Below are 24,987 nucleotides of genomic sequence, written 5' to 3' on the forward strand. Positions count from 1 at the left end.
CACCTGACGGGCGGACCCGGTCTTCTTGCTCGGCGTCTCGCGAAGGAGCGCCGTCATGTTCAACACAGTGTTCAAATCAACATCCTGGAAAGACTGTTTGGCTGTGCGCCCCGTTCGGGCGTGGCCGGTGCATTCGACCGTCTTGGACACAGCCTATGCCATAAATGCATTCGGCGCCGTCTTGCGACAGCGCCGATTGGGTATTACCGGATCAGGCCGACCCGTGACAGCGTGGGCAAGTGGCTGAGCTTGGGCTCGGGCCAACTCATCCACACGGCGAAGGCTTTGCCGACGATATTGCGGTCGGGCACCATGCCGTGCAGCGGCTGCGGGATGTTGGGATCGTCCCAGAAGCGGCTGTCGTTGGAGTTGTCGCGGTTGTCGCCCATCATGAAGTAGTGGCCGGCCGGCACGGTCCATGACTGGTCCGGCAGGACACGGCTACGCCGCATTTCCTTGCGGATCAGGTGTTCCGCTGCGCCCAGCTGCTCCTTGTACCGTTGGGCGCTGCCCAGGGTCCCAGGCTCGGGGCCGACCAGTTGTTCGGCGATCGGCTGGTCGTTGACGTACAGGTGCTTGTCGGCGGTGTAACGCACCGTGTCACCTGGCACACCCACCACACGCTTGATGTAGTTGACGTTCGGATCGCTCGGGTAGCGGAAGACCATCACATCACCGCGCTGGGGATTGCCCACTTCGATGATCTTCTTGTCCAGCACCGGCAGGCGAATGCCGTAGGAGAACTTGTTCACCAGAATGAAATCGCCCACTTCCAGGGTCGGCTTCATCGACCCCGACGGGATCTGGAACGGCTCGACCAGAAACGAGCGCAGCACCAGCACGATGAACAGCACCGGGAAGAACGACTTGCCGTACTCGACCAGCAACGGCTCCTTGTCCAGTCGCTCGACCACGGCCATGTCTGGCTGGCTGACACTGGTCTGGTAGTTGGCGATGGCCTTGCGCCGACGGGGTGCCAGCAGCACCAGGTCGATCAGGGCCAACGCGCCACAGACGGCAACGGCGATGACGAGCAACAGCGGGAAATTTAGCGACATAGGACCTAGCTATCCAACCTGAGCACGGCAAGGAAGGCTTCCTGTGGAATTTCCACGTTGCCCACCTGCTTCATGCGTTTCTTACCGGCCTTCTGCTTTTCGAGCAGTTTACGCTTACGGCTCACGTCGCCACCGTAGCATTTGGCCAGAACGTTTTTCCTGAGGGCCTTGACGGTCGTCCGGGCCACGATCTGGCCGCCGATGGCAGCCTGGATCGCAACGTCGAACATCTGCCGAGGAATCAGCTCTTTCATCTTCTCGGTCAAGGCGCGCCCTTTGTAGTGCGCATTGTCCCGGTGCACGATCAGCGCCAGGGCATCGACCTTGTCGCCGTTGATCAACACGTCCAGCTTGACCAGATTGGCCGACTGGTAGCGGTCGAAATGGTAGTCCAGCGACGCATAGCCACGGCTGGTGGACTTCAGGCGATCGAAGAAGTCCAGCACCACCTCGTTCATCGGCAGGTCGTAACGCACCTGCACCTGTGCACCCAGGAACTGCATATCGCGCTGGACGCCACGCTTCTCGATGCACAGGGTAATGACGTTGCCCAGGTGTTCCTGAGGCACAAGGATGGTGGCCGAGACGATCGGCTCGCGGAAATCTTCCACCGAGGACACGTCCGGGAGCTTGGACGGGTTGTCGACGTAGATGGTTTCACCGGTCTTGAGCTTGACCTCGAAGATCACGCTCGGCGCCGTGGTGATCAGGTCCAGGTCGTACTCGCGCTCCAGGCGCTCCTGGATGATTTCCATGTGCAGCATGCCGAGGAAGCCGCAACGGAAGCCGAAGCCCAGGGCATCGGAGCTTTCCGGCAGGTACTGCAGCGACGAGTCGTTCAGGGTCAGCTTCTGCAGGGCATCGCGGAAGTCCTCGAAGTCGTCGGAACTGACCGGGAACAGGCCGGCGTAGACCTGGGGCTGGATCTTCTTGAAGCCCGACAGCATCTCGACTTCCGGCGTCGAGGACAGGGTCAGGGTGTCGCCCACCGGCGCGCCGTGAATGTCCTTGATGCTGGCGATGATGAAGCCGACTTCGCCGGCCTTCAGGTCCGGCATCTGGGTGTGCTTGGGGTTGAAGACGCCGACGCTGTCGACCAGGTGCACCTTGCCGGTGGACTTGACCAGGATCTTGTCGCCCTTCTTGACCCGGCCCTGGCGCACACGCACCAGCGAGACCACGCCCAGGTAGTTGTCGAACCAGGAGTCGATGATCAGCGCCTGCAGCGGCGCCTCGATCTCGCCTTCCGGCGCTGGAATGGTCTGCACCAGGCGCTCGAGCACCTCGTCCACGCCCATGCCGCTCTTGGCGCTGCAGGCGACCGCGTCGGTGGCGTCGATGCCGATGATCTTCTCGATCTCGTCCTTGACGCGATCGGGATCGGCCTGGGGCAGGTCCATCTTGTTCAGCACGGGCATGACTTCCAGGCCCTGCTCGATGGCGGTGTAGCAGTTGGCGACCGACTGGGCCTCGACACCCTGCCCCGCATCGACCACCAGCAAGGCGCCTTCACAGGCCGCCAGCGACCGGCTGACCTCATAGGTGAAGTCGACGTGGCCTGGGGTGTCGATGAAGTTCAGCTGGTAGGTCTTGCCGTCGCGCGCCTTGTAATGCAGCGTCACGCTGTGGGCCTTGATGGTGATCCCGCGCTCGCGCTCCAGGTCCATCGAATCAAGTACCTGGGCTTCCATCTCGCGCGCCGTCAGGCCGCCGCACAGTTGGATGAACCGGTCGGCCAGCGTCGACTTGCCATGGTCGATGTGGGCGATGATGGAGAAATTGCGGATATGACTCAAATCACTCACGGGTCAACACTCGATAAGGCTGCGAGCCGGACGCCCGCGGAAAATAGCCGGGAATTGTACTGGAAAGAGGGGGGGTCGGCTACCTGGGTGAGTGGCAAGGGGTAAGCGGCAAGCTGTGAGCTGCAAGCTGCAAGCTGCAAGCTGAACGGTGGAGCTGGGAAGACCCGCAAAGATGCAGGCATTGTCATGACTGTCCCCTGGAAAGCTCCGCCCCCCTTAAACACAAGGCCAGTGCACGGAACGAATCCCCACACTGGCCCTGCTTTTACTTGCTGCTTGCAGCTCACACCTTGCCGCTGCTCTTACTCCGCCAGCTTGAAGGTGATGAAGCTGGCGCGACCCTGACGCAGCACCCGCATCGACACGGAGCGGTTCTTCGGCAGGTCCTTGGCGATCTCGGTGAACTGCTTGGCCGAGGTGATCGCCTGGTTGTTCAGGTGGCTGATGACGTCACCTGGACGCAGACCGATCAGGGCAGCCGGGCCGTCCTGCACGTCCTTGATGACCACGCCGCCCTTGAGCTCCAGCGACTTCTTCTGTTCGGCGCTCAATTCGGCCACGGACACGCCCAGGCGATTGCTGCTGCGCTCGGCGCCCGCCTGACCACCGGTGCCGATGTCGGCATCGTCTTCGGGCAGCGCGCCGACGGTCACGTCGAGGTTCTGGCGCTTGCCGTTGCGGATGATTTCCAGCTTGGCGACGGCGCCGTCCTTCAGGCTGCCGACCAGGTGCGGCAGGTCGGCGGACATGACGATCGGCTGGCCGTTCATGCTGAGGATCACGTCGCCGACCTGCAGGCCGCTCTTGGCTGCCGGGCCGTCTTCGAGCACCTGGGCGACCAGGGCGCCTGCCGGACGCTCGAGACCGAAGGATTCGGCCAGGTCCTTGTTGACCTCCTGGATGACCACGCCCAGCCAGCCGCGGCTGACCTTGCCGTCTTTCTTGAGCTGGTTGGACACGTCCAGCGCGACGTCGATCGGGATGGCGAAGGACAGGCCCATGAAACCGCCCGAGCGGGTGAAGATCTGCGAGTTGATGCCGACCACTTCACCGTTCATGTTGAACAGCGGGCCACCGGAGTTGCCCGGGTTGATGGCCACGTCGGTCTGGATGAACGGCACGTAGGTATCGTTGGGCAGGGTACGACCCTTGGCGCTGACGATCCCCTTGGTCACCGAGTGATCGAAGCCGAACGGCGAGCCGATGGCCAGTACCCACTCACCCACCTTGAGCTTCTCGGAATCGCCCAGCTTGACGGTCGGCAGGTTCTTGCCGTCCACCTTCAGCAACGCCACGTCGGTACGCGGATCGGTGCCGACCAGCTTGGCCTGCAGCTCGCTGCGGTCGGACAGGCGTACGATGATTTCGTCGGCATCGGCGATCACGTGGTTGTTGGTCAGCACATAGCCATCGCTGGAAATGATGAAGCCCGAGCCCAGCGACTGGGCCTCGCGCTGGCGATCACCGCGCGGCGAACGTGGCTGCTGCGGCAGGCCGCGCTCGAAGAATTCGCGGAACATCGGTGGCAGGCCTTCGAGGTCAGGCATCTGCCCTTGGGCGATGCGCCGGGCAGGCAGCTTCTGCTTGGTACTGATGTTCACCACGGCAGGCGAGGCTTGCTCGACCAGGGTGGTGAAGTCAGGCAAGGCTTCCTGCGCCTGGGCGACCGCCAGTTGGCCGAGCATGAACACGGCGGCGAACATCGAGAGGTAGGATTTGAAACGAGGTAGTGACATACGGCTCCCGTCAAAACGAGCGTAGTTGGCAATGAGGCCTCTGCAACGCAGGAGAGGTCAGGCGTCGAGGAGCCTGACCTATAAAAAATCCGCGCGCTTTTTGCAAATGACAAAACGTTAATTTCGTTTCAAGCCGTGACCCGAAGGCCCCGGCTCACGGGCGCTCGGCGCGTGCCTGGGGCCGCATGGACAGTGCCACGCGCTCGGCCGTGCCCAGCGGCACCTCGCCAACCACCGTGATCATGAACGCGCCTTCGGCCGTGTTCAGCTGCCTGGAAACGGCCACGGTCGGCCCTACGGCCAGGCGCATGTCCTTGACCTGCGTATCGTCGACCTTCTCGAGGAACACGGAGAAGCGCGCCAGGCCATCGTCGTACAGCAGGCTTTCGACCTGGCTGTTGCGCTGAGGGTCACGCCGTACGCTGCTGTCGGTCAATTCGAACCCAGGCGGCAACCAGTCGGCACGCCAGGCAGGGGCTTCATCGACGCCCGCCGCCGGGACAGGCTTGACGGCGCGACAGTCTGCGCCTGGACGCAACTGGGCGTCGGTCGGCGGTGTCGTGTCCAGGCGGGTCATCTGGAAGCGTTCCAGCAACTGCCCCTTGTCATTGGTCATCAGCGAACGCAGCAGCAACCCGGTCTTGCGATCCAGGTGGTACTCGAAGCCGTAACGGTGGTTATCGCGGGGCGCCAGACTGATCACAACAGCGTCACGACCGGCCACGCGCGAGCGTCCGGTGACCGTGAGGTCGTACCAGCTCATCAGCTTGAGGGGATCGAGGGTGTGCTTGGCCTGACTGGCCGGCGTCAGGGCATCGTTGCCCAGCGCGCCACTGACGCATTGGACCTTGCCGTTGACACGGACGATTTCCTGGGGGGCGTCGTCGAGCTGCGACAGACGTTCGCTGACCTTCCCCGCCTGGACCCGACGCCAGATGTCGTGGGAAGAGAAGCTGCCGTTGCGCTCGTAAACGAAGGAACCTTGGTAACTCTGTCCTTGCTCGGCGTGGGCCAGCCTGTTCAGCCAGTCATTCGCCTCCGGCGAAGAACTGGCTGCCAGTGCAGGCGCCGCCATCAAGCCGCTGAAGACCAACGGCAACAGTGGTAGCGCGCGCATGAACGTCCTTGATCAGTGGTTTTCCATGCTGGCGGCACGGGCATAAGGCAGTGCGCCGTCATTGCCTTTCAGGGCAGAGTCCTGAGCATGCTGACGCATGTAGCCTGGCAGGCGCTTGTCCCAGTTGCCTGGATTCTGCATGACGCCATTGGTGACCGGCGCTGCGGTCTGGTCGGCACCCTCGGTGTAGCCCGCCAGCACGGCCGGACCCTGGGCCTGCGGAGCGACCACGCCCTGCTGGACAGGTTGCTGCGCAGCCAGCTGGTTGCCCGCGATGTCATCCTGGTTGTACAGACGTACACCGGCCAGGACGGCGAAGGTCACCGACGCGGCGACGGCCAGACGGCCCAGACCACGCCATGCACCACGCTTGACAGGCGCAGGCGCCTCCTCTTCAGCCAAGGCTGCGGAGACCGCCGAGGCGATGTCCAGCTTTGGCAGCAGCAGTTCTTTGTGCATCGCTGCACGTACGACCTGGTAGCGTGCCCACGTGGCACGTGCTTCGGCGTCGTTCGTGGCATTGAGCACACGACGCAGTTCCAGTTCGTCCGCTTCGTTGTCCATCACCGCGGACAGCGATTCCTGCAAAGCTTCACGACTCATGGCGGTTCCTCTCTTGGCTGTAGCCGCTGTCTCAGGTTTCATGCAACAGGGGTTGCAAGGCTTTATCGATGGCCTCCCGAGCGCGGAAAATCCTGGAACGCACGGTACCCACCGGACACTGCATGACGCTGGCAATGTCCTCGTAACTCAGACCGTCGAATTCACGCAACGTCAGGGCCGTGCGCAAATCTTCGGGCAATTGCTGGATGGTCCGATGGACGGTGCCTTCGATCTCATCCCGCAACAACGAACGCTCAGGGGACTCAAGATCCTTGAGACCGTGATCGCCGTCGTAGAATTCCGCATCCTCGGAATTCACGTCGCTGTCCGGTGGCCGCCGACCGCGGGACACCAGGTAGTTCTTCGCCGTGTTGATGGCGATGCGGTACAGCCACGTGTAGAACGCACTGTCGCCGCGGAAGTTGCCAAGCGCTCGGTACGCCTTGATAAAGGCTTCCTGAGCCACGTCCTGGGCTTCGTGGGTATCGTGCACGAACCGCACGATCAACCCGAGAATCTTGTGCTGATACTTCAGCACCAACAGATCAAACGCTCGCCTGTCGCCCCGCTGTACGCGCTCGACAAGCTGCTGATCCTCTTCCTGGGTTAGCATGAACACTCCTCAGTAGTCTTGAAGGAGCGTTGCAACGGCCATCGCTCAGGCTTGCAACCATAGACTCGGGCTTCGCGCAAAAGTTCTCCCCCTTCAAGCAAGTTTCCTGCGACCTCTGACGGCTCGCATGGAAGACGCAGCGCGCTCACGGCCTGCCACGTCGATAGTCTGGTCTTCGATACACAAGCTGCCCGGCTGGACGCTTCGCTTGTGTCGCCGCGGCAATCATGACGTGTGGGCAGCCTTCTATTGAGGGACTTCCCTTGCAGAAAGTTCCCAGAAAGATCGGCCTTCCTGACGACGCCCATGGAAATCGGGCGGGTGTGGCTGCTATAAAGGCAGCCGGTCTGGATTCACGATGGTTTCACAATGCCACCTGCGCGTGACTATTGTGCCGCGCCCCTCCCAAAGAATACTAGTGCCCTGACATGAGCCAACACCTTCAACACGATGTTCTGGTTATCGGCAGTGGTGCCGCCGGCCTTAGCCTGGCCCTGAATCTTCCCGCGCACCTGCGCATCGCGGTGCTGAGCAAGGGCGACCTGGCCAACGGTTCCACGTTCTGGGCCCAGGGTGGCGTCGCCGCCGTGCTGGACGATGCCGACACCGTGCAGTCGCATGTCGAGGACACCCTCGACGCCGGCGGCGGCCTGTGCAACGAGGCCGCCGTGCGTTTCACCGTGGAGCACAGCCGCGAAGCCATCGAATGGCTGATCGAGCAAGGGGTGCCGTTCACCCGGGACGCCGACACCGACGGTCGCGAGCGCGGTTTCCAGTTCCACCTGACCCGCGAGGGCGGGCACAGTCACCGCCGTATCATTCATGCCGCCGACGCTACCGGCGCGGCGATCTTCGCCACCCTGCTCGAACAGGCCCGCCTGCGCCCGAATATCGAGCTGCTCGAGCAGCGGGTGGCGGTCGACCTGATCACCGAGCGGCGCCTGGGCCTGGACGGCGAGCGTTGCCTGGGTGCCTACGTGCTCGACCGGGCCACGGGTGAGGTCGACACCTTCGGCGCACGCTTCACCGTGCTCGCCACCGGCGGCGCGGCCAAGGTCTACCTCTACACCAGCAACCCCGACGGTGCCTGCGGCGACGGCATCGCCATGGCCTGGCGGGCCGGCTGCCGGGTGGCGAACCTGGAATTCAACCAGTTCCACCCCACCTGCCTGTATCACCCCCAGGCCAAGAGCTTCCTGATCACCGAGGCGCTGCGGGGCGAGGGCGCGCTGCTGCGTCTGCCCGATGGCGAACGGTTCATGCCGCGTTTCGATGCCCGTGAAGAACTCGCACCCCGCGATATCGTCGCCCGTGCCATCGACCACGAAATGAAGCGCTTAGGCATCGATTGCGTGTACCTGGACATCACCCACAAGCCCGCCGCGTTCATCAAGAGCCACTTCCCCACGGTCTACGAACGCTGCCTGACCTTCGGCATCGACATCACCCGCCAGCCCATCCCCGTGGTACCGGCGGCCCACTACACCTGTGGCGGCGTGCTGGTGGACGAACGCGGCCTGACCGACGTGCCGAACCTGTATGCGATCGGCGAGACCAGTTGCACCGGCCTGCACGGCGCCAACCGCATGGCTAGCAACTCGCTGCTGGAATGCTTCGTCTATGGTCGCTCGGCCGCGCTGGACATCCAGGCGCGCCTGGACCAGGTCGAGCACCCTCGCGCCCTGCCCTGCTGGGACGCCAGCCAGGTGACCGATTCGGACGAGGACGTGATCATCGCGCACAACTGGGACGAACTGCGGCGGTTCATGTGGGACTACGTGGGGATCGTGCGCACCAGCAAGCGCTTGCAGCGCGCCGAGCATCGGGTGCGCCTGCTGCTCGACGAGATCGACGAGTTCTACAGCAACTACAAGGTCAGCCGCGACCTGATCGAGCTGCGCAACCTGGCGCAGGTGGCCGAGCTGATGATCCGGTCGGCCATGGCGCGGCGCGAATCCCGAGGGTTGCACTACACGCTGGACTACCCGGCCCTGCTGCCCGAAGCGTTCGACACTATTCTGCAGCCGCCCAACGCCGTCGACTGAAGGCCAGGCGCACCCGCAGGCGACGGTGCGCGTCCGCCGGCATCGCATCTAAGGGAATGCACTGGCTACGCCCCAGGCGTGCGCCCTGGGGCACGTAGCGCAGCACCACCAGGCGCGGCCAGGCCACGCTGTCGCGGCACAGACGCACCGGCTGCCAACCGGACGCCCGGGTGTACAGCTGCCAGCCGCCACGGTCGTGGCGCAGCCCGGTGACCGCGTCTGGATGGCTGAGCAGGATACGCCGCGGCAGGGCCCAGACCCCATGCCCCAGGCAGGCGAGCAGCGCGCCTGCGACCAGCCAGCCTGGCAACGCCGCCATCAGAAGCGTACCCAAGGCCAGGGCCTGGCCGATCAGATAGGCCACCAGCAGCCGGCGTGAGCCGTGCCAGTGGCACTCGAAGCATTCACTTGGGCTGGACACGGTCCAGGATGATGCGGACCATGCGCTGCAATTCCGGGTCCTCGGACTCGTTGCGCTCCATGAACCAGCCGAACATGTCCTGGTCCTCGCAGCTCAGCAGGCGACGGTACAGGGCGCGGTCGTCTTCGCTCAGGGTGGCATAGACCTCCTGGGTAAAGGGCACCAGCAGCACGTCCAGCTCGAGCATGCCACGTCGGCTGTGCCAGAACAGCCGGTTGAGTTCAGTTTGTTCGACCATGGGACCCTCCTCGAATGGCCGGCCAGTATACAGGCCCGCCCGGCCCGCGACACGCGGCATTGGTCGCACGCCCCTGTCAGCCCCTTCGCCATCCAGCCGGCCTGCGCACCTACCTATTTTGCCCGTGGCCCTCTATCATGACTGCAGACTTACCAACTGCGATGACCCATGGCCGACTCCGCGTTCTACTGCCCACTCAGCCACGAAGGCATTCTTGCCGTCCAAGGCTCCGATGCCGGCAAGTTCCTGCAGGGACAACTGACCTGCAACCTCACCTATCTCGACCCCGCGCATTCCAGCCTCGGCGCCCGCTGCACGCCCAAGGGCCGCATGCAGTCGAGCTTTCGCATCGTGCCGCACGACGCAGGCTTCCTGTTGGCCATGACCCAGGCACTGCTGGCGCCTCAATTGGCGGACCTGAAGAAATACGCGGTGTTCTCCAAGGCGACCCTGAGCGACGCCAGTGCCCACTGGTCACGCTATGGCGTGCAGCAGGGCGAATCGCTGCTCGCGGCGCTCGGCCTTGTGCTGCCGGACGAAGCGGGCGGGCTCTGCACGCACGATGGCCTGATCGCCATCAACGTCTCGCCGCAGCGGGCCGAGCTGTGGGTGCCCGCCGAACAGCATGACGCCGTGCTGGCACGCCTGCGTGACGCCCTGCCCGAAGCCCCCCTGGATCGCTGGTTGCTCGGGCAGGTCCGTGCCGGCCTGGGCCAGGTCATGGAGCAGACCCGCGAGCTGTTCATCCCGCAGATGATCAACCTGCAGGCCGTCGGCGGCGTGAGCTTCAAGAAAGGCTGCTACACCGGCCAGGAAATCGTCGCGCGCATGCAGTACCTGGGCAAGCTCAAGCGCCGCCAGTACCGGCTGCTGCTGGACGACGGCCAGGCGCCTGCGCCGGGCACCGGCCTGTTTTCGCCGGTGCATGGTTCCTCGGTCGGCGAGGTGGTGCTGGCTGCGCCCACGGGTGAAGGCGGTTGCGAGCTGCTGGCAGTGGTGGCGGCCGATGCCATCGAGTCCGGGCAGTTGCACCTGGGCAGCCCCGAAGGCCCGCGCCTGACCCTGGCGAGCCTGCCGTACGAACTGGATCGCGACCGGGAAATCCAGCGTTGACCTGCCTGCCCCGTCTGTCGAGCGGGGCAGCCTTCTTTTGCGGTAGCTTTTGATGAATACATTGGCTGAGACGGTCAAGGCGCAACTGGTGGTCGCCATCGAGAATGACGACCTGGTGCTGCCGACCTTGCCCGAAGTGGCACTGAGCATCCGGGAAGCTGCCGAAGACAGCGAGATCAGCGTCGCGGCGCTGAGCAAGGTCATCGGCCGTGACGCCGCGCTGGCGGCGCGCCTGATCAAGGTGGTCAACAGCCCGCTGCTGCGGGCGACCGTGGAGGTCACCGACCTGCACACGGCCATCACGCGGCTGGGCGTCAACTACAGCTGCAACCTGGCGATCGGGCTGGTCATCGAACAGATCTTCCATGCCCGCGAGCCGGCCGTGGAACAGAAGCTGCGGGCGATCTGGACCAGCAGCCTGGAAGTGGCGGGCATCAGCTACGAGCTGTGCCGCCGCTACACCCGGCTCACGCCGGACCAGGCCGCACTGGGCGGGCTGGTACATCAGATCGGCGCCCTGCCGATCCTGATCCACGCCCAGGAGCACAACGAACTGCTGTCCGACCCCGTGTGCCTGGATCACGTCATCGAGCAGATCCAACCGGCGTTGGGCGACAAGATCCTCAGCGCCTGGGAGTTTCCCGAACAGCTGGTGCGATTGCCCGGACAGATCCAGGACCTGGATCGCCAGACCGCGCGCATCGACTACATCGACATCGTGCAACTGGCCCGGCACGTGAGCCAAGGCGAGCCGGGACGTGCGCTCGACACCCTCCCCGCCTACCGCCACCTGAGCCTGCCGACCGGCACGCGACTGGAAGCGGCGGAGCTGCTGCACGCACGCGGCCTGCTGCGCTGAAGGTCAGTCGGCGAGGAAGCTGACGCGCACCTTCAGCCCTCCGTTCTCGCCGTCGTGCAAGGTGATCTGCGCCAGGTGGGCGCGGCAGATCTCGCCGACGATCGCCAGGCCCAGCCCGGTACCCTGGGGGCCACGCCGGTAGAAACGTTCGAAGACGCGTTCGCGCTCGCTCTCCGGAATGCCCGGCCCATCGTCCTCGACCTCGAGCACCGCAGGCGCCAGCACTCGAAGCACCACGTCGCCGCCTGACGGCGTATGGGCCAGGGCATTGTCCACCAGGTTGCTGAGCAGCTCGTTGAGCAAGGTCGGTTCACCCTTCAGCCAGACCGGGGCCTGCGCTTCCAGGGCCAGGGAGACGCCGCGCGCATGGGCCAGCGGCGCCATGGCCATGCCCAGTTCGCGGGTCAGCTGGCTGAGGTCCAGGCGCTGGGCACCGCCCTCGGCGATCGCCCGGGCGCCGTTCTCCACGCGTGCCAGCGAGAGCAGCTGGTTGGCCAAGTGCGTCAGGCGATCGGTGCCCTGCACCGCCGATTCCAGTGTCTGCCGCCAGGTCTCTGGATCCTGGGCACGCAGGCCCAGTTCGACCCGCGCCTTCAACACCGCCAGAGGCGTGCGCAATTCGTGGGCCGCCTCGGCGATGAACTGCGCCTGGCGCTGGAACTGGCCACGCAGCCGCTCGGTGAAGTGGTCCAGCGCGCGCACCAGCGGTTCCAGCTCGCGCTGTACCTGCACCACCGGCAAGGCCCGCAGATCGTCCGGCTGGCGCTCCTCGACCGCCGTGCGCAGACGCTCCAGCGGGCGCAAGGCCGCGCTCACCGCGAACCAGACCATCAGCAACGCCCCCAGCGCCAGCATCCCCAGGCGCAGCAAGGTATCGGCCATCAGGCTGCGGGCCATGCTGACACGTGCCTCTTCGGTCTCGGCCACGCGGATCTCGGCCATGCCGTTCATGTTCGGCTCGCTCACGGCCTTGAGCAGGCTGACCACGCGCACGTTCTCGCCCAGGTACCTGGCATTGTAGAACCGCGCCAACGCCGGGTAGTCGTCGGTGCGTGGCGTGCCGGCCGGTGGGGCGGGCAGGTGCTCGTAGCCCGAGATCAGCCGCTGGTGGATGTCCAGCACCTGGTAATAGATACGGCCGGCGCTGTCGTAGGCGAAGGTGTCCAGCGCCACGTACGGCACGTCGGCACTGAGCGTGCCGTCGCGCTGGGACAATCCGGCGGCGATGGTCCGCGCCGATGCCAGCAGCGTGCGGTCGTAGGCGGTATCGGCCGCTTCCCGCCCGTTCCAGTAGGCGCTCAGGCCGCTGGCGGTCATCAGCACCACCAGCAGCAACGCCAGGTTCCACAGCAGTCGCCCGCGCAGGCTGCCCGTGTCACGCATCGCGGTGCTCGAGCAGGTAGCCCAGGCCGCGGAAGGTGACGATGGCGACCGGCTGGCCGTCGAGCTTCTTGCGCAGGCGGTGGATGTAGATCTCGATGGCGTCGGGGCTGGCATCCTGGTCCAGGCCGAAGACCTGGGCGGCCAGTTGCTCCTTGCTCATCACCCGGCCCGGCCGGGCAATGAGCGCTTCGAGCACGCTCTGCTCGCGCGAGGTCAAGGTCAAGGTGTCCTCGCCCAGGCTGAAGCGACGGGTATCGAGGTCGTAGACCAGCGGTCCGCAGCGCTGCTGGCGCTCGCCACCCAGTACGCTGCGCCGCAGCAGCGCCTTGACCCGCGCCTCCAGTTCGCTCAGTTCGAAGGGCTTGGCCAGGTAGTCGTCGGCGCCCAGGTTGAGCCCATGGACCCGGTCCTTGACGTCGCTGCGCGCGGTGAGCATCAGCACCGGCAGGTTGCGCCCACGCCCACGCAGACGCGCCAGCACTTCGAAGCCGTCCATGCGCGGCAGGCCAACGTCCAGTACCGCCACCGCATAGTCTTCGCTGGCCAGGGCCAGGTCCGCGGCGACGCCGTCGTGCAGCACATCGACCGTCAGCCCGGTGCTCTTGAGGGCCTGGGCCACGCTTTCAGCCAGTTGCAGGTGGTCTTCGACCAGCAGCACACGCATTGTTTTCTCCCCTTGCCAATCGGTGGATGCCGCGGAGTGTACCCCTGTCAACGGGGTCGTGAAGCGCCTTGTAACAATCCTTTCAAACTGAAAGCTTGGTGAAAGGTTCATTTCCTAGGATCGCACCACGGCACAGCAAAGATGCCGACTCTGCACCTCGATCGTGCATCCAATAAGAACAAGAACTGGAGTCATCGATATGCTGCCACCGCAGCCCTCGGCGCGTGCGCCACACCGATCCTTTTCCGCTCGTCCCTCCGCCATCACCTGTGCCCTGGCCTTTGCCAGCGTCGCGCCCGTGAGTCAGGCCGCCTTTTTCGAAGACAGCAAGGCGACCCTCGAAACCCGCAACATGTACTTCAACCGCGACTTTCGCGATGGCACCAGCCGTCAGCAGTCCAAGCGCGACGAGTGGGCCCAGGGGTTCATGCTCAACGTCCAGTCCGGCTACACCGAAGGCACGGTCGGTTTCGGCGTGGACGCGCTCGGCATGCTGGGGATCAAGCTCGATTCCAGCCCGGACCGCACCGGTACCGGCCTGTTGCCGACCCATGACGACGGGCGCGCCGCGGATGAGTACTCCAAGCTGGGCCTGACCGGCAAGGTGCGCATCTCCAAGACCGAGCTCAAGGTCGGCACGCTAATCCCCGACCTGCCCACCGTGCAGCCCAACGACGGGCGTATCCTGCCGCAGACCTTCGAGGGTGCGCTGGTCAGTTCCGAGGACCTGGAGCGATTCACGCTCATCGGCGGCCGTCTGGAAAAAGCCAAGGACCGCGACAACACCAACCGTGAAGACATCGCGATCAACAACAAGAACAACCGCTTCGGGGCGACCGTGGCCGGCGAACATTTCGACCTGGCCGGCTTCGACTATGCGTTCACCGACCGCATCAGTGGCAGCTACCACTTCGCCCAGCTGGACGAGGTCTACCGTCAGCATTTCCTCGGCCTGGTGATCAACCAGCCGCTGGGGACCGGCATCCTGGGTGCCGACCTGCGCCTGTCGACCAGCGACGACCAGGGTCAGGCCCGCGCCGGTCGGATCGACAACACCACCTTCAACGGCCTGGTCAGCTATGGCCTGAACGGCCACAAGTTCAGCGGCGCCTACCAGCAGCTGTCCGGCGACAGCGCCTTCCCTTATCTCGACGGCGCCGACCCCTACCTGGTCAACTTCGTGCAGATCAACGATTTCGCCAACGCCGACGAACGCTCCTGGCAGCTGCGCTACGACTATGACCTGGGCAAGCTCGGCATTCCCGGCCTGACCTTCATGACCCGCTACCTGAGCGGTGACAACGTCAGCCGCGCCGCCGGCGGTGAAGGCCGCGAGTGGGAACGTGACACCGAACTCAAGTACGTGGTGCAGAACGGGCCGTTGAAGAACGTCGCCGTCCGCCTGCGCAACGCCAGCTTCCGCTCGAACTTCGCCCGTGACGCCGACGAGATGCGCGTGCTGGTGAGTTACAGCGTGGCCCTGTGGTAATCCGACAACAACAACGCTCACGGAGACCGACCATGACCCCAACCCTACGCCGTCTCGTCCTCGCCACTGGCTGCCTGCTGCTGGCCGGCCAGGCGCTGGCCGCCGAACCCAAGCGCCCCGAATGCATTGCCCCGGCTTCGCCGGGCGGTGGTTTCGACCTGACCTGCAAGCTGGTGCAGAGCGCGCTGGTCAACGAGAAGATCCTCAGCAAGCCCATGCGCGTGACCTACATGCCCGGTGGCGTGGGGGCGGTGGCCTACAACGCGGTGGTCGCCCAGCGTCCGGGCGACGCCGGCACCCTGGTGGCCTGGTCCAGCGGCTCGCTGCTGAACCTGGCCCAGGGCAAGTTCGGCCGTTTCGATGAAAACGCGGTGAAGTGGCTGGCGGCCGTGGGCACCAGCTACGGCGCCATCGCGGTCAAGAGCGATTCGCCCTACAAGACCCTGGACGACCTGGTCGCGGCCTTGAAGAAAGACCCGAGCAAGGTGGTGATCGGTTCGGGCGGCACCGTGGGCAGCCAGGACTGGATGCAGACCGCGCTGATCGCCAAGGCCGCCGGGATCAACCCGCGCGACCTGCGCTACGTGGCGCTCGAAGGGGGCGGTGAAATCGCCACCGCGCTGCTGGGCGGGCACATCCAGGTCGGCTCGACCGACATCTCCGACTCCATGCCGCACATCCAGAGCGGCAACATGCGCATCCTGGCCGTGTTCTCGGAAAACCGCCTGGACGAGCCCGAGATGAAGGACATCCCCACCGCCAAGGAACAGGGCTACGACATCGTCTGGCCGGTGGTGCGTGGCTTCTACCTCGGGCCGAAGGTCAGCGACGAAGACTACGCCTGGTGGAAAGCCTCCTTCGACAAGCTGCTGGCGTCGGAAGACTTCGCCAAGCTGCGTGACCAGCGCGAGCTGTTCCCCTTCGCCATGACCGGCGAAGAGCTCGATGGCTACGTGAAGAAGCAGGTCGCCGACTACAAGGCGCTGGCCCAGGAATTCGGCCTGATCCAGTAACCGCCCAGGACCGGCCTGGCCTCGCCTCGGCCCGCGTGCGAACGCGGGCTCGAACGCCACGCCGTGCAGCCTCATCCTTTTCGAGGATTTCCCCATGATCCTGCAACGCCTCTTCGCCCTGGTGCTGCTGGCTGTGTGCGCCGCGCTGGCGGTGATGGCCTGGCCGTACCAGGCAGCGTTTTCCTACGAGCCGGTCGGGCCACGCGCCTACCCGCTGCTCATGCTCGGGCTGATGGGCCTGGGCCTGCTGTACCTGGCCATCCGTCCGACACCGATCGTGCACAAGGACGACGAGCCGCCCCTGGACCGCGAGACCCTGATCAAGATCGCCTGCTGCGTCGGTCTGCTGCTCGTCTTCGCCGCGACCTTCGAACCGCTGGGCTTCATCCTCAGCGCCATCCTCACCGGCCTGCCCATGGCCCGCCTCTATGGCGGTCGCTGGCTGTACAGCGCCGTGGTGGTGGTCGGCATGAGCCTGTTCCTGTACTGGCTGTTCGATCGCGTGATGGATGTACCGCTGCCCCTGGGCCTGCTCGACGTTCTGGAGAACTGACACATGGATACCTTGAGTTATCTCGGCCAGGGCTTCGGCGTCGCGCTGACCCCCTACAACCTGGTCACTGCCCTGTCCGGCACCCTCATCGGCACGGTGGTCGGCCTGCTGCCGGGCCTGGGCCCGATCAACGGCGTCGCCCTGCTCATCCCGATCGCCTTCGCCCTGGGCCTGCCGCCGGAATCGGCGCTGATCCTGCTGGCGGCGGTGTACCTGGGTTGCGAGTACGGCGGGCGCATCAGCTCGATCCTGCTCAACATCCCGGGCGAAGCCTCGACGGTGATGACCACCCTCGACGGTTACCCCATGGCCCGCAAAGGCCTGGCTGGCGTGGCCCTGTCCCTGTCGGCTTGGAGCTCGTTCATCGGTGCGTTCATCGCCACCTGCGGCATGGTGCTGTTCGCACCCTTGCTGGCCAAGTGGGCGATCGCCTTCGGACCGGCCGAGTACTTCGTGCTGATGGTGTTCGCCATCGTCGCGCTGGGCGGCATGGCCGGCGACAAGCCGCTGAAGACCTTCATCGCGGCCTTGATCGGCCTGTTCCTGTCGGCCGTGGGCATCGATGCCAACAGCGGCGTCTACCGCTTCACCGGTGACAGCGTGCACCTGGCCGACGGCATCCAGTTCGTGGTGCTGGTACTGGGCCTGTTCTCGATCAGCGAGATCCTGCTGCTGCTGGAGAAGACCCACCATGGCCACCAGGCGGTCAAGGCCACCGGGCGCATGCTGTTCAACGTCAAGGAAGCGGCCTCGGTGTTCGCGGTCAACATCCGCTGCGGCCTGCTCGGTTTCGTCATGGGCGTGCTGCCGGGCGCTGGCGCGACGCTGGCCAGTGCCGTGGCCTACATGACCGAGAAGCGCATGGCCGGTGAGAGCGGCACGTTCGGCAAGGGCGATGCCCGTGGTCTGGCCGCGCCGGAAACCGCCATCGGTGCCTCGTGCTGTGGCGCCCTGGTGCCGATGCTGACGCTCGGCGTACCGGGTTCGGGGACCACTGCCGTGATGATCGGCGCCCTGACGCTGTACAACATCACCCCTGGCCCGATGCTGTTCGAGCAGCAGCCGGACATCGTCTGGGGCCTGATCGCTTCGCTGTTCATCGCCAACATCATGCTGGTGATCCTGAACATCCCGATGATCCGCATCTTCACCCGCATCCTCGCCGTGCCGAACTGGGCCTTGGTGCCAGTGATCGCGATCATCACCGGGATCGGTGTGTACGCCGTCCATGCCACCACCTTCGACCTGTTCCTGATGGTCGGCATCGGCATCATGGGCTACATCCTGCGCAAGCTGGACTTCCCGCTGTCGCCGATCCTGCTCGGCTTCATCCTGGGTGGGCTGATGGAGCAGAACCTGCGTCGCGCGCTGTCGATCTCCAACGGCGAACTGGGCATCCTGTGGTCGAGCCCGATCAGCCTGTCGGTATGGGTGGTGACCCTGTGCATGCTGGCCCTTCCGGTGGTGCGCATCTGGCGTCGCCGTGCCCGTCAGCGTCAGGCAGCGGCCGGTGCCTGATCGCACCCTCCCGCTGTATTGGGTCACCGGCCTGGTCGGTCTGGTCGGTGGCCTGCTCGCCAGCCAGCTCGGCTGGCCATTGCCCTGGATGGTCGGCTCGTTGCTGGCGATCATCCTGGTGCGCTGCCTGACCCCCTGGCAGCTGCCGGAAATCCCCAACGGCCGCAAGTGCGGCCAGTGGATCATCGGCATCGGCATCGGCCTGCACTTCACCCCCGAAGTGATCGATCAAGTCGCCAGCCACTTTGCCCTGATCCTGTTCGGTGCGCTCCTGGTCACGGTCTCGAGCGTGGTCGGCGTCTGGTTGCTCAGGCGCGGCGGCGAAGACCCGGCCACGGCGTTCTTCGCCAGCATGCCGGGCGGCTCCGGCGAGATGGTCAACCTCGGTGCCCGTAATGGCGCGGCGCTCAGCCAGGTGGCCGCGGCGCAGAGCCTGCGGGTGCTGGCGGTGGTGCTGTGCGTGCCGGCGCTGTTCAAGTTTCTGCTGGGGGATGGCGCTCCCTTGACCCATGCCGGACAGGTCAGCTGGGGCTGGCTGGCGCTGGTCGCACCGCTCGGCCTGCTGGCGGCGTGGCTCTGGCAACGCCTGCGTCAACCCAATCCGTGGTTGTTCGGCCCCCTGCTGGTGGCGGCCAGCATCAGCCTAGCCGCTGACCTGCGCATCGGCCTGCCCGACGGCGGCAGCCAGATCGGCCAGTGGCTGATCGGCAGCGGGCTGGCCTGTCACTTCAACCGCGCGTTCTTCCGCCGGGCCCCGGCGTTTCTCGGGCGCACCTTGCTGGCCACGGCGCTGAGCATGTCGATCGCCGGTGCGGCCGCCTGGGCGCTCAGTTACCTGACGCACCTGGACGTTCGTTCGCTCACCCTGGGCATGATGCCAGGCGGGATCGCCGAGATGAGCCTGACGGCCGAGACCCTGCAGCTGTCGGTGCCGCTGGTGACGGCGATGCAGGTGATGCGGCTGCTGTTCGTGCTGTTTCTGGCCGAGCCGTTGTTTCGGCGGTGGGCCGGACGTGGGAGTGCCTGAGCGCTCCTACGGCGTCTGAACGACCCTATCGCGGGCAAGCCCGCTCCCACAGGGGGCCAATGGCCTGCAGCATCGCGGCCAGGGGTTGTTGTGGGAGCAACTGTCTTTTCTAGTCGGTATATGCCTGACCGCGTGCGGCGCCTGGCAGGGCCCTATCGCTGGCAAGCCAGCTCCCACCCAGGCCTCTGCAACCATCAATGTAGTCATGGCTGCGCAAGCAGCTTGTGGGAGCGGGCTTGCCCGCGATGGGCGGCGGCACCTCCTGACTGTAGAGAAACCGCCTGCCGACCCCGCAGCGCAGGCCCTGCCTTCTTAACCCACCGTTTCCGGCAACGACCAATCGATCGGCGTCATGCCCCGCTGCTCGAGGAAGGCGTTGGTCCGGCTGAAATGCCCACACCCGATGAACCCTCGATAAGCCGACAGCGGCGACGGGTGCACCGACTTGAGGATCAGGTGCTTGGTGCCGTCGATCAGCTTCTGCTTGCTCTGCGCATGGGCGCCCCACAGCAGGAACACCACGTGCTCGCACTGCTCGCTCACCACCTGGATGACACGGTCGGTGAAGAACTCCCAGCCTTTCTTGGCATGGGATGCGGCATTGGCACGTTCGACCGTCAAGGTGGTGTTGAGCAGCAGCACGCCCTGGTCCGCCCAGTGCTGCAGGTAACCGTGATTCGGTATCGGCAGGTTCAGGTCGCGATGCAGTTCCTTGTAGATGTTGACCAGCGAGGGTGGCGTCGACACGCCCGGCTGGACCGAGAAGCACAGCCCATGGGCCTGGCCAGGGCCGTGGTAGGGGTCCTGGCCGAGGATGACCACCTTGACCTGGTCCAGCGGCGTGGAGTTGAGCGCGTTGAAGATCAGCGGCCCGGGTGGATAGATCTGCTTGCCTGCGGCATGCTCGTGGCGCAGGAACTCACGCAACTGATGCATGTAGGGCTGGTCGAACTCGGCACGCAGCGCGGCTTTCCAGCTGGGTTCGAGCTTGATGCGATCGTCGTCGGTCATAGGTTCATCCGTTGGCAAGGTGGCGCGACGGTAGGAAAGCCATCGTGCCTTGTCAATCAGTCCGACCACGGCCAGGCGCGTTCGCTCCGACCAGCCATACTAGAGGCGGTCTTGAAGAGGGAACAGCATGTCCATTCATTGTGAAGTGCATACCGGCGCATACGGCGCACGCATCGGTATTGCGACGCTCGATGCGCCCAAGTCGCTCAACGCCCTGAACCTGGAGATGATCGAGACACTCGACGGTCACCTGCGGGCCTGGGCCGAGGATCCGAAGGTGGTCTGCGTGCTGCTGCGCGGCAACGGCCCCAAGGCCTTCTGCGCGGGGGGCGATGTGCGCAGCCTGGTCCAGGCCTGCCGTGAGCAGCCCGGCAGCGCGCCGCCCCTGGCCGCACGTTTCTTCGCCACCGAATACCGGCTCGATCATCGCCTGCACACCTACCCCAAACCCGTGCTCTGCTGGGGCCATGGGCACGTGCTGGGCGGTGGCATGGGCCTGCTGCAAGGGGCCTCCATCCGCATCGTCACGCCCAGCAGCCAACTGGCGATGCCCGAAATCAGCATCGGTCTCTACCCGGATGTCGGCGCCAGCTGGTACCTGAGCCGCCTGCCAGGCCGACTGGGCCTGTTCCTCGGGCTGACGGGCGCGCCGATCAATGCCCGCGATGCCCTGGACCTGGGCCTGGCCGATCGCTTCCTCAACGATGCGCAGCAGGACGCGTTGATCGACGAACTGCTGCAGCTCGACTGGGACGCGCATGTCGACCTGCAGCTCAACAGCCTGCTCAAGGCCGAGCAGCGGTGCGCGGTCGACGCGCTGCCCGAGGCCCAGTGGCTGCCACGCCGGGCACGGATCGATGCCCTGCTCGATGTCGCCGAGCCTGTCGCCGCCTGGCACGCCGTGTCTGCATTGCGCCACGACGCCGACCCCCTGCTCGCGGCCGCAGGCCAGCGATTGCACGACGGTTGCCCGCTGACGGCACGCCTGGTCTGGGAACAGCTCAGGCGCGCTCGCCACCAATCGCTGGCCCAGGCGCTGCGCATGGAATACACCTTGAGCCTGAACTGCTGCCGGCACCCGGAATTCAGCGAGGGGGTGCGCGCGCGCCTGCTGGACAAGGACAACACCCCGCACTGGCACTGGCCCGACATCGCCCGTGTGCCGGATGCGGTCGTGGCGGCGCACTTTCAGGAGGACCACCAGACGCCTCACCCGCTGGCCGACCTGATCTGATCAGCGCTGCCAGCCGCGGGGGCCCCACCCTCGGGGGTGCGCGCCTGGCACGCCACGCTGGTCGAATGCGCGCCGCTGCTCCTGGTAACGGCGATCGTACACACGGCGGTCACGGTCGCGGCCGTAGTCGTAGCGGTGGCGCTGCCCGATGAAGCGCCGATCCTGCACGTCGCCGCCTTGCCAATGGGGGTTCAGGCCTGGCGGCGGATACGGCACGAAACGCGGTGGGCGGGCATGCCGGTGGTACGGTCTGGGCGGCACCGCGTAATACCCAGGCGGCGTCACCACCTGATAGCGGTCGACTTGATAATACGTCGGATAGACAGGGCGGTCCGTGGTGTAGTACTGGGTACTGTAGGAACCGACATAGGGTGTACACGCCGTGGTCAACAGCCCCAACCAGGCAATCAGCAGCAGTCGTCTGTACATGGCGGCCTCCCGGACCGCTGAGGATTCCGGCCAGCGACGCTGGCCGACGCGATCGCCACACGGGGATCGACCCTGAATCAGACTAACGAACAGGCGTGCAGTGCCCTTGCTGTAATGAATTGAAACAAAGCTTTACGCCGCTCACATATTCGACTCATTTCGCCATGACCGCTCTAGAATGGCGCCACAGGCACACATCACAGGAAGATCATGCCGTCACGTTCCGTTCTGCTCTCGCAACGCTCGTTGATCTTCACGCTCTTGCTTCTGCTGGCCTGTGGCTTCCTGGCGACGTCCTTCCTGAGCTTTTTCGCTTCGCGCAGTGCGCTGCGCGATAACCTGCTGAATACCGAACTGCCACTGACCTCGGATCGCGTCTACGCCGAGATCCAGAAGGACCTGGTGCACCCCATCCTGGTCGCCGGGATGATGGCGCGCGATACCTTCCTGCGTGACTGGATCCTGGGCGGCGAGCAGGATCCCCGGCAGGTCACTCGCTATCTGGAAGAGATCGTCAGCCAGCAGGCAACGTGCACGGCCTTTTTCGTGTCTGACCGCAGCCAGCGCTACTACCAGGCCAAGGGCGTGCTGAAGCAGGTGGCGCCCACGGCCTGGCGAGACGCCTGGTACTACCGGCTCAAGGACACCAAGACGCCCTACGAGATCAACGTCGACCTGGACATGGCCAACCAGGATGCGCTCACGGTGTTCGTCAACTATCGCGTCCTCGACTACCAGCAACGCTTCATCGGTGCCGCCGGTGTCGGCCTGAGCGTCGACGCGGTGGTCGAGCTGATCGATGAGTACCAGCAACGCTACCAGCGCTCGGTGTTCTTCACCGATGCGCAAGGACGCGTGCTGCTGACCGGCTCCGAGGGCGGCCCTCATGGCCTGCGGGCCGGCCAGTCGCTGAGCCAGCAGGCACCGTGGAAAGCGCTGCTGACGGACCAGCCCATCCTCAGCGACGGCAGCCATGAGTACCGCGACGCGAGTGATCAGCGTCATTTCATGAACGTGCGCCTGATCCCTGAGCTGAACTGGTACCTGATGGTCGACAAACGTGAGGACGGCGCCCTGGACCGTATTCGCCAGTCGCTGTACCTGAACCTGGCGATCTGCGCCATGATCACCCTGGTGGTGCTGTCGCTGTTGCATGCCATGCTCAAGCGTCACCAGCACGACACCGAGGTGCTGGCCGGCCTGGACAGCCTCACCGGCCTGCCGAACCGTCGCAGCTTCGACCGCACGGCAGGCCAGGCCCTGGACGATGCCCAGCGTGAGCATGAACCTCTGGTCGCCCTGCTGATCGACCTGGACCACTTCAAGGCGCTCAACGACACCCACGGCCACCTGGCCGGCGACGAAGTGCTGCGCGAGTTCGCCCTGGTCCTGCGCAGCAGCTTGCGTCAGACCGACATCCTGTGCCGCTGGGGCGGTGAGGAGTTCATCGTGCTGTTGCGTGACGTCGAGCCGGCACGGGCCCATGAAGTGGCCGAGAAGATCCGCCGTCGCACCGAGCATCTGGCGTTTGCCTTCACCGACCACCCGCTGCGCCTGACCACCAGCATCGGCTTGAGTTACCGGCGGCCCGACGATACCCTGCACAGCCTGATCAGCCGCGCCGACGACGCGCTGTACCAGGCCAAGCAGCGTGGACGCAACCGCGTCTGTGCCGAACCCAGCGATGCCTGACGCCCCCATGACCGATACACGACGCTGCCCCGCCTGCGGGGGCCTCAACGACTGTGCCCTGGCCGACCCGGCCACCGCCACGCAGACTTGCTGGTGCTTCGACGTGAAGATCGACCCGGCCGTGCTCCAGGCCATCGCCGCCGACCTGCGCGACCGTGCCTGCCTGTGCCCGCGCTGTGCCCAGGGCCTGAACCCGGCAGCCGACCCCGCGCCCTGACGGCCTTCCCTCAACCCTCGGATCGACCATGCGTCTGGATCGTTTTCTCGGCAACCTGCCGTGCTTCAATCGCCAGCAGGTGCGCCTGTCACTGGCCCAGCGTCGTGTGCGCGTCAACGGCCACACGGTCGATGATCCACGCCATGACGTCAGCGTCTTCGACCACATCGACGTCGACGGGCAGGTGATGCAGGCCGGCGAGCCTGCCCACTACTGGATGCTGCACAAGCCGGCAGGCTGCGTCAGCGCCACCACCGACCCGGACCACCGCACGGTGATCGATCTGCTGCCGGCCGCCGTGGGCCAGGGCCTGCACATCGCCGGCCGGCTCGACTACAACACCACCGGCCTGATGATCCTGACCAACGACGGGCAGTGGTCGCGCCGCCTGACGCAACCTGCCACCAAGCAGCCGAAGGTGTACTTGGTCGAGACGCAAGAGGAGATCGCTGCGCATTATGTCGAGCAGTTTCGGCAAGGCTTCTACTTCGCCTTCGAAGACCTCACCACCCTCCCCGCCGAACTGACCGTGCTGGGCCCGCGCCTGGCCCGGCTGAGCATCGTCGAGGGGCGTTATCACCAGGTGAAACGGATGTTCGGGTACTTCGACAACAAGGTGGTGGGGCTGCACCGGGAGCGCATGGGGGGCATCGTGCTGGATGAGGGGCTGGCGCCGGGGGAGTATCGCGCCTTGACCGCCGCGGAGATCGCCCTGGTCTGAACGCAGTGGCCATGAGTTTTTTTGAGCCTCAGGCTTCTCATCGGGCCGAGGTTCTGGTAAAACGTTCAGCTCCGAAGCGAGTGCTGGTCATAACCAGGCGGCATAAGGCAGGACGCGGCGGATCGCTCGACAGGCGGGTATAGTTTAGTGGCAAAACGAAAGCTTCCCAAGCTTTAGTTGAGGGTTCGATTCCCTCTACCCGCTCCATCTCTTCTTCTCCAGAAACGTCGAACACCTCTATCGAGCATTCCAAGCCGTTAAAGACAAATGGCTTTCCCAGCTCGACTCCACGACGTTCATCGAAGTCCAAGCCAAGGCTTCAACTTCTACTGACCCCTAGCCATGCTCCAGCGAAATCAGCTGTCACGCGCCTGCGGGAGCAGCTGTCATTTTCTATTCGGTATATGCCCAACCGCATTGGCTGATGT

24 protein-coding genes and 1 tRNA gene are annotated in these 24,987 nt (G+C 65.1%); 13 read left to right on the forward strand and 12 right to left on the reverse strand.

The annotated features are described in order from the left end of the window. Positions 1–203: 203 nt before the first annotated feature. The 6 genes from APT63_15945 to APT63_15970 all read right to left on the reverse strand — a co-directional run bounded on the left by APT63_15945 (position 204) and on the right by APT63_15970 (position 6,932). Positions 204–1,058 (reverse strand): S26 family signal peptidase, encoded by an 855-nt coding sequence (locus APT63_15945; GenBank protein ID AMA46989.1) that lies wholly within the window; start codon positions 1,056–1,058, stop codon positions 204–206. Positions 1,059–1,063: 5 nt separating this feature from the next. After that, a complete protein-coding gene (locus tag APT63_15950; GenBank protein AMA46990.1) occupies positions 1,064–2,863 on the reverse strand; it encodes an elongation factor 4 in 1,800 nt (599 codons plus the stop codon). A gap of 302 nt (positions 2,864–3,165) precedes the next feature. Next, positions 3,166–4,599, reverse strand: coding sequence for a serine peptidase (locus APT63_15955; GenBank protein ID AMA46991.1), 1,434 nt, complete (start codon positions 4,597–4,599; stop codon positions 3,166–3,168). A 154-nt stretch (positions 4,600–4,753) separates the two neighbouring features. Continuing rightward, entirely contained in the window at positions 4,754–5,716 is a 963-nt protein-coding gene (locus APT63_15960; GenBank protein ID AMA46992.1) for an RNA polymerase subunit sigma, read from the reverse strand. 12 nt (positions 5,717–5,728) lie between these two features. Beyond that, positions 5,729–6,319, reverse strand: a complete 591-nt coding sequence (locus APT63_15965) for an RNA polymerase subunit sigma (protein AMA46993.1) — start codon at positions 6,317–6,319, stop codon at positions 5,729–5,731. Positions 6,320–6,350: 31 nt separating this feature from the next. Further along, positions 6,351–6,932: an RNA polymerase sigma factor RpoE gene (locus APT63_15970; GenBank protein ID AMA46994.1), complete on the reverse strand. Its 582-nt coding sequence runs from the start codon at positions 6,930–6,932 to the stop codon at positions 6,351–6,353. A 428-nt stretch (positions 6,933–7,360) separates the two neighbouring features. On the opposite strand from APT63_15970, the gene APT63_15975 reads away from it, so the two are divergent. Further along, positions 7,361–8,977 (forward strand): L-aspartate oxidase, encoded by a 1,617-nt coding sequence (locus APT63_15975; GenBank protein ID AMA46995.1) that lies wholly within the window; start codon positions 7,361–7,363, stop codon positions 8,975–8,977. Here the strand turns inward: APT63_15975 and APT63_15980 are convergent. After that, positions 8,946–9,398 (reverse strand): hypothetical protein, encoded by a 453-nt coding sequence (locus tag APT63_15980; GenBank protein AMA46996.1) that lies wholly within the window; start codon positions 9,396–9,398, stop codon positions 8,946–8,948. The two genes, APT63_15975 and APT63_15980, sit on opposite strands and share 32 nt — an antisense overlap. Further along, on the reverse strand, positions 9,382–9,636 hold the full coding sequence (locus APT63_15985; protein AMA46997.1) for a hypothetical protein: 255 nt from the start codon (positions 9,634–9,636) through the stop codon (positions 9,382–9,384). Before APT63_15985 ends, APT63_15980 begins: the two co-directional genes overlap by 17 nt. A gap of 168 nt (positions 9,637–9,804) precedes the next feature. Here APT63_15985 and APT63_15990 point away from each other — a divergent pair, with 168 nt between their 5' ends. Beyond that, entirely contained in the window at positions 9,805–10,749 is a 945-nt protein-coding gene (locus APT63_15990; GenBank protein ID AMA46998.1) for an aminomethyltransferase, read from the forward strand. Between the two features lie 52 nt (positions 10,750–10,801). Next, on the forward strand, positions 10,802–11,608 hold the full coding sequence (locus APT63_15995; GenBank protein AMA46999.1) for a histidine kinase: 807 nt from the start codon (positions 10,802–10,804) through the stop codon (positions 11,606–11,608). 3 nt (positions 11,609–11,611) lie between these two features. Here APT63_15995 and APT63_16000 read toward each other — a convergent pair whose 3' ends face one another. Both APT63_16000 and APT63_16005 read right to left on the reverse strand, forming a co-directional pair. Further along, on the reverse strand, positions 11,612–12,991 hold the full coding sequence (locus APT63_16000) for a histidine kinase (protein ID AMA47000.1): 1,380 nt from the start codon (positions 12,989–12,991) through the stop codon (positions 11,612–11,614). Beyond that, positions 12,984–13,655 carry a two-component system response regulator gene (locus APT63_16005; protein ID AMA47001.1) on the reverse strand — a complete coding sequence of 224 codons (672 nt, stop codon included), beginning with the start codon at positions 13,653–13,655 and terminating at the stop codon, positions 12,984–12,986. Before APT63_16005 ends, APT63_16000 begins: the two co-directional genes overlap by 8 nt. A gap of 199 nt (positions 13,656–13,854) precedes the next feature. Between APT63_16005 and APT63_16010 the strand changes: the two genes are divergently transcribed. The 5 genes from APT63_16010 (at position 13,855) to APT63_16030 (ending at position 19,255) form a co-directional block, all read left to right on the forward strand. After that, on the forward strand, positions 13,855–15,144 hold the full coding sequence (locus APT63_16010) for a porin (GenBank protein AMA47002.1): 1,290 nt from the start codon (positions 13,855–13,857) through the stop codon (positions 15,142–15,144). 32 nt (positions 15,145–15,176) lie between these two features. Beyond that, on the forward strand, positions 15,177–16,157 hold the full coding sequence (locus APT63_16015; GenBank protein ID AMA47003.1) for a tricarboxylic transporter: 981 nt from the start codon (positions 15,177–15,179) through the stop codon (positions 16,155–16,157). Between the two features lie 94 nt (positions 16,158–16,251). Then, positions 16,252–16,710: a hypothetical protein gene (locus APT63_16020; GenBank protein ID AMA47004.1), complete on the forward strand. Its 459-nt coding sequence runs from the start codon at positions 16,252–16,254 to the stop codon at positions 16,708–16,710. Positions 16,711–16,713: 3 nt separating this feature from the next. After that, positions 16,714–18,228 carry a tripartite tricarboxylate transporter TctA gene (locus APT63_16025; protein AMA47005.1) on the forward strand — a complete coding sequence of 505 codons (1,515 nt, stop codon included), beginning with the start codon at positions 16,714–16,716 and terminating at the stop codon, positions 18,226–18,228. Beyond that, complete coding sequence (locus APT63_16030; GenBank protein ID AMA47920.1) at positions 18,221–19,255, forward strand: hypothetical protein; 1,035 nt, start codon at positions 18,221–18,223, stop codon at positions 19,253–19,255. The genes APT63_16025 and APT63_16030 overlap by 8 nt, the downstream gene beginning before the upstream one ends. A gap of 312 nt (positions 19,256–19,567) precedes the next feature. On the opposite strand, the gene APT63_16035 is transcribed toward APT63_16030, so the two are convergent. Continuing rightward, positions 19,568–20,266, reverse strand: coding sequence for a uracil-DNA glycosylase (locus APT63_16035; GenBank protein AMA47006.1), 699 nt, complete (start codon positions 20,264–20,266; stop codon positions 19,568–19,570). 127 nt (positions 20,267–20,393) lie between these two features. Here APT63_16035 and APT63_16040 point away from each other — a divergent pair, with 127 nt between their 5' ends. Further along, positions 20,394–21,500, forward strand: a complete 1,107-nt coding sequence (locus APT63_16040; GenBank protein ID AMA47007.1) for an enoyl-CoA hydratase — start codon at positions 20,394–20,396, stop codon at positions 21,498–21,500. On the opposite strand, the gene APT63_16045 is transcribed toward APT63_16040, so the two are convergent. After that, positions 21,501–21,929, reverse strand: a complete 429-nt coding sequence (locus APT63_16045) for a hypothetical protein (GenBank protein AMA47008.1) — start codon at positions 21,927–21,929, stop codon at positions 21,501–21,503. A 210-nt stretch (positions 21,930–22,139) separates the two neighbouring features. On the opposite strand from APT63_16045, the gene APT63_16050 reads away from it, so the two are divergent. The 4 genes from APT63_16050 (at position 22,140) to APT63_16065 (ending at position 24,766) form a co-directional block, all read left to right on the forward strand. Then, positions 22,140–23,621, forward strand: coding sequence for a diguanylate cyclase (locus APT63_16050; GenBank protein AMA47009.1), 1,482 nt, complete (start codon positions 22,140–22,142; stop codon positions 23,619–23,621). Positions 23,622–23,628: 7 nt separating this feature from the next. After that, entirely contained in the window at positions 23,629–23,838 is a 210-nt protein-coding gene (locus APT63_16055; GenBank protein AMA47010.1) for a helicase, read from the forward strand. Between the two features lie 28 nt (positions 23,839–23,866). Next, complete coding sequence (locus APT63_16060) at positions 23,867–24,559, forward strand: 16S rRNA pseudouridine(516) synthase (protein AMA47011.1); 693 nt, start codon at positions 23,867–23,869, stop codon at positions 24,557–24,559. 133 nt (positions 24,560–24,692) lie between these two features. Further along, positions 24,693–24,766 (forward strand) — tRNA-Gly (locus APT63_16065). Positions 24,767–24,987: the final 221 nt, after the last annotated feature.

It is taken from the genome of Pseudomonas monteilii (assembly GCA_001534745.1).
GTDB lineage: Bacteria > Pseudomonadota > Gammaproteobacteria > Pseudomonadales > Pseudomonadaceae > Aquipseudomonas > Aquipseudomonas alabamensis.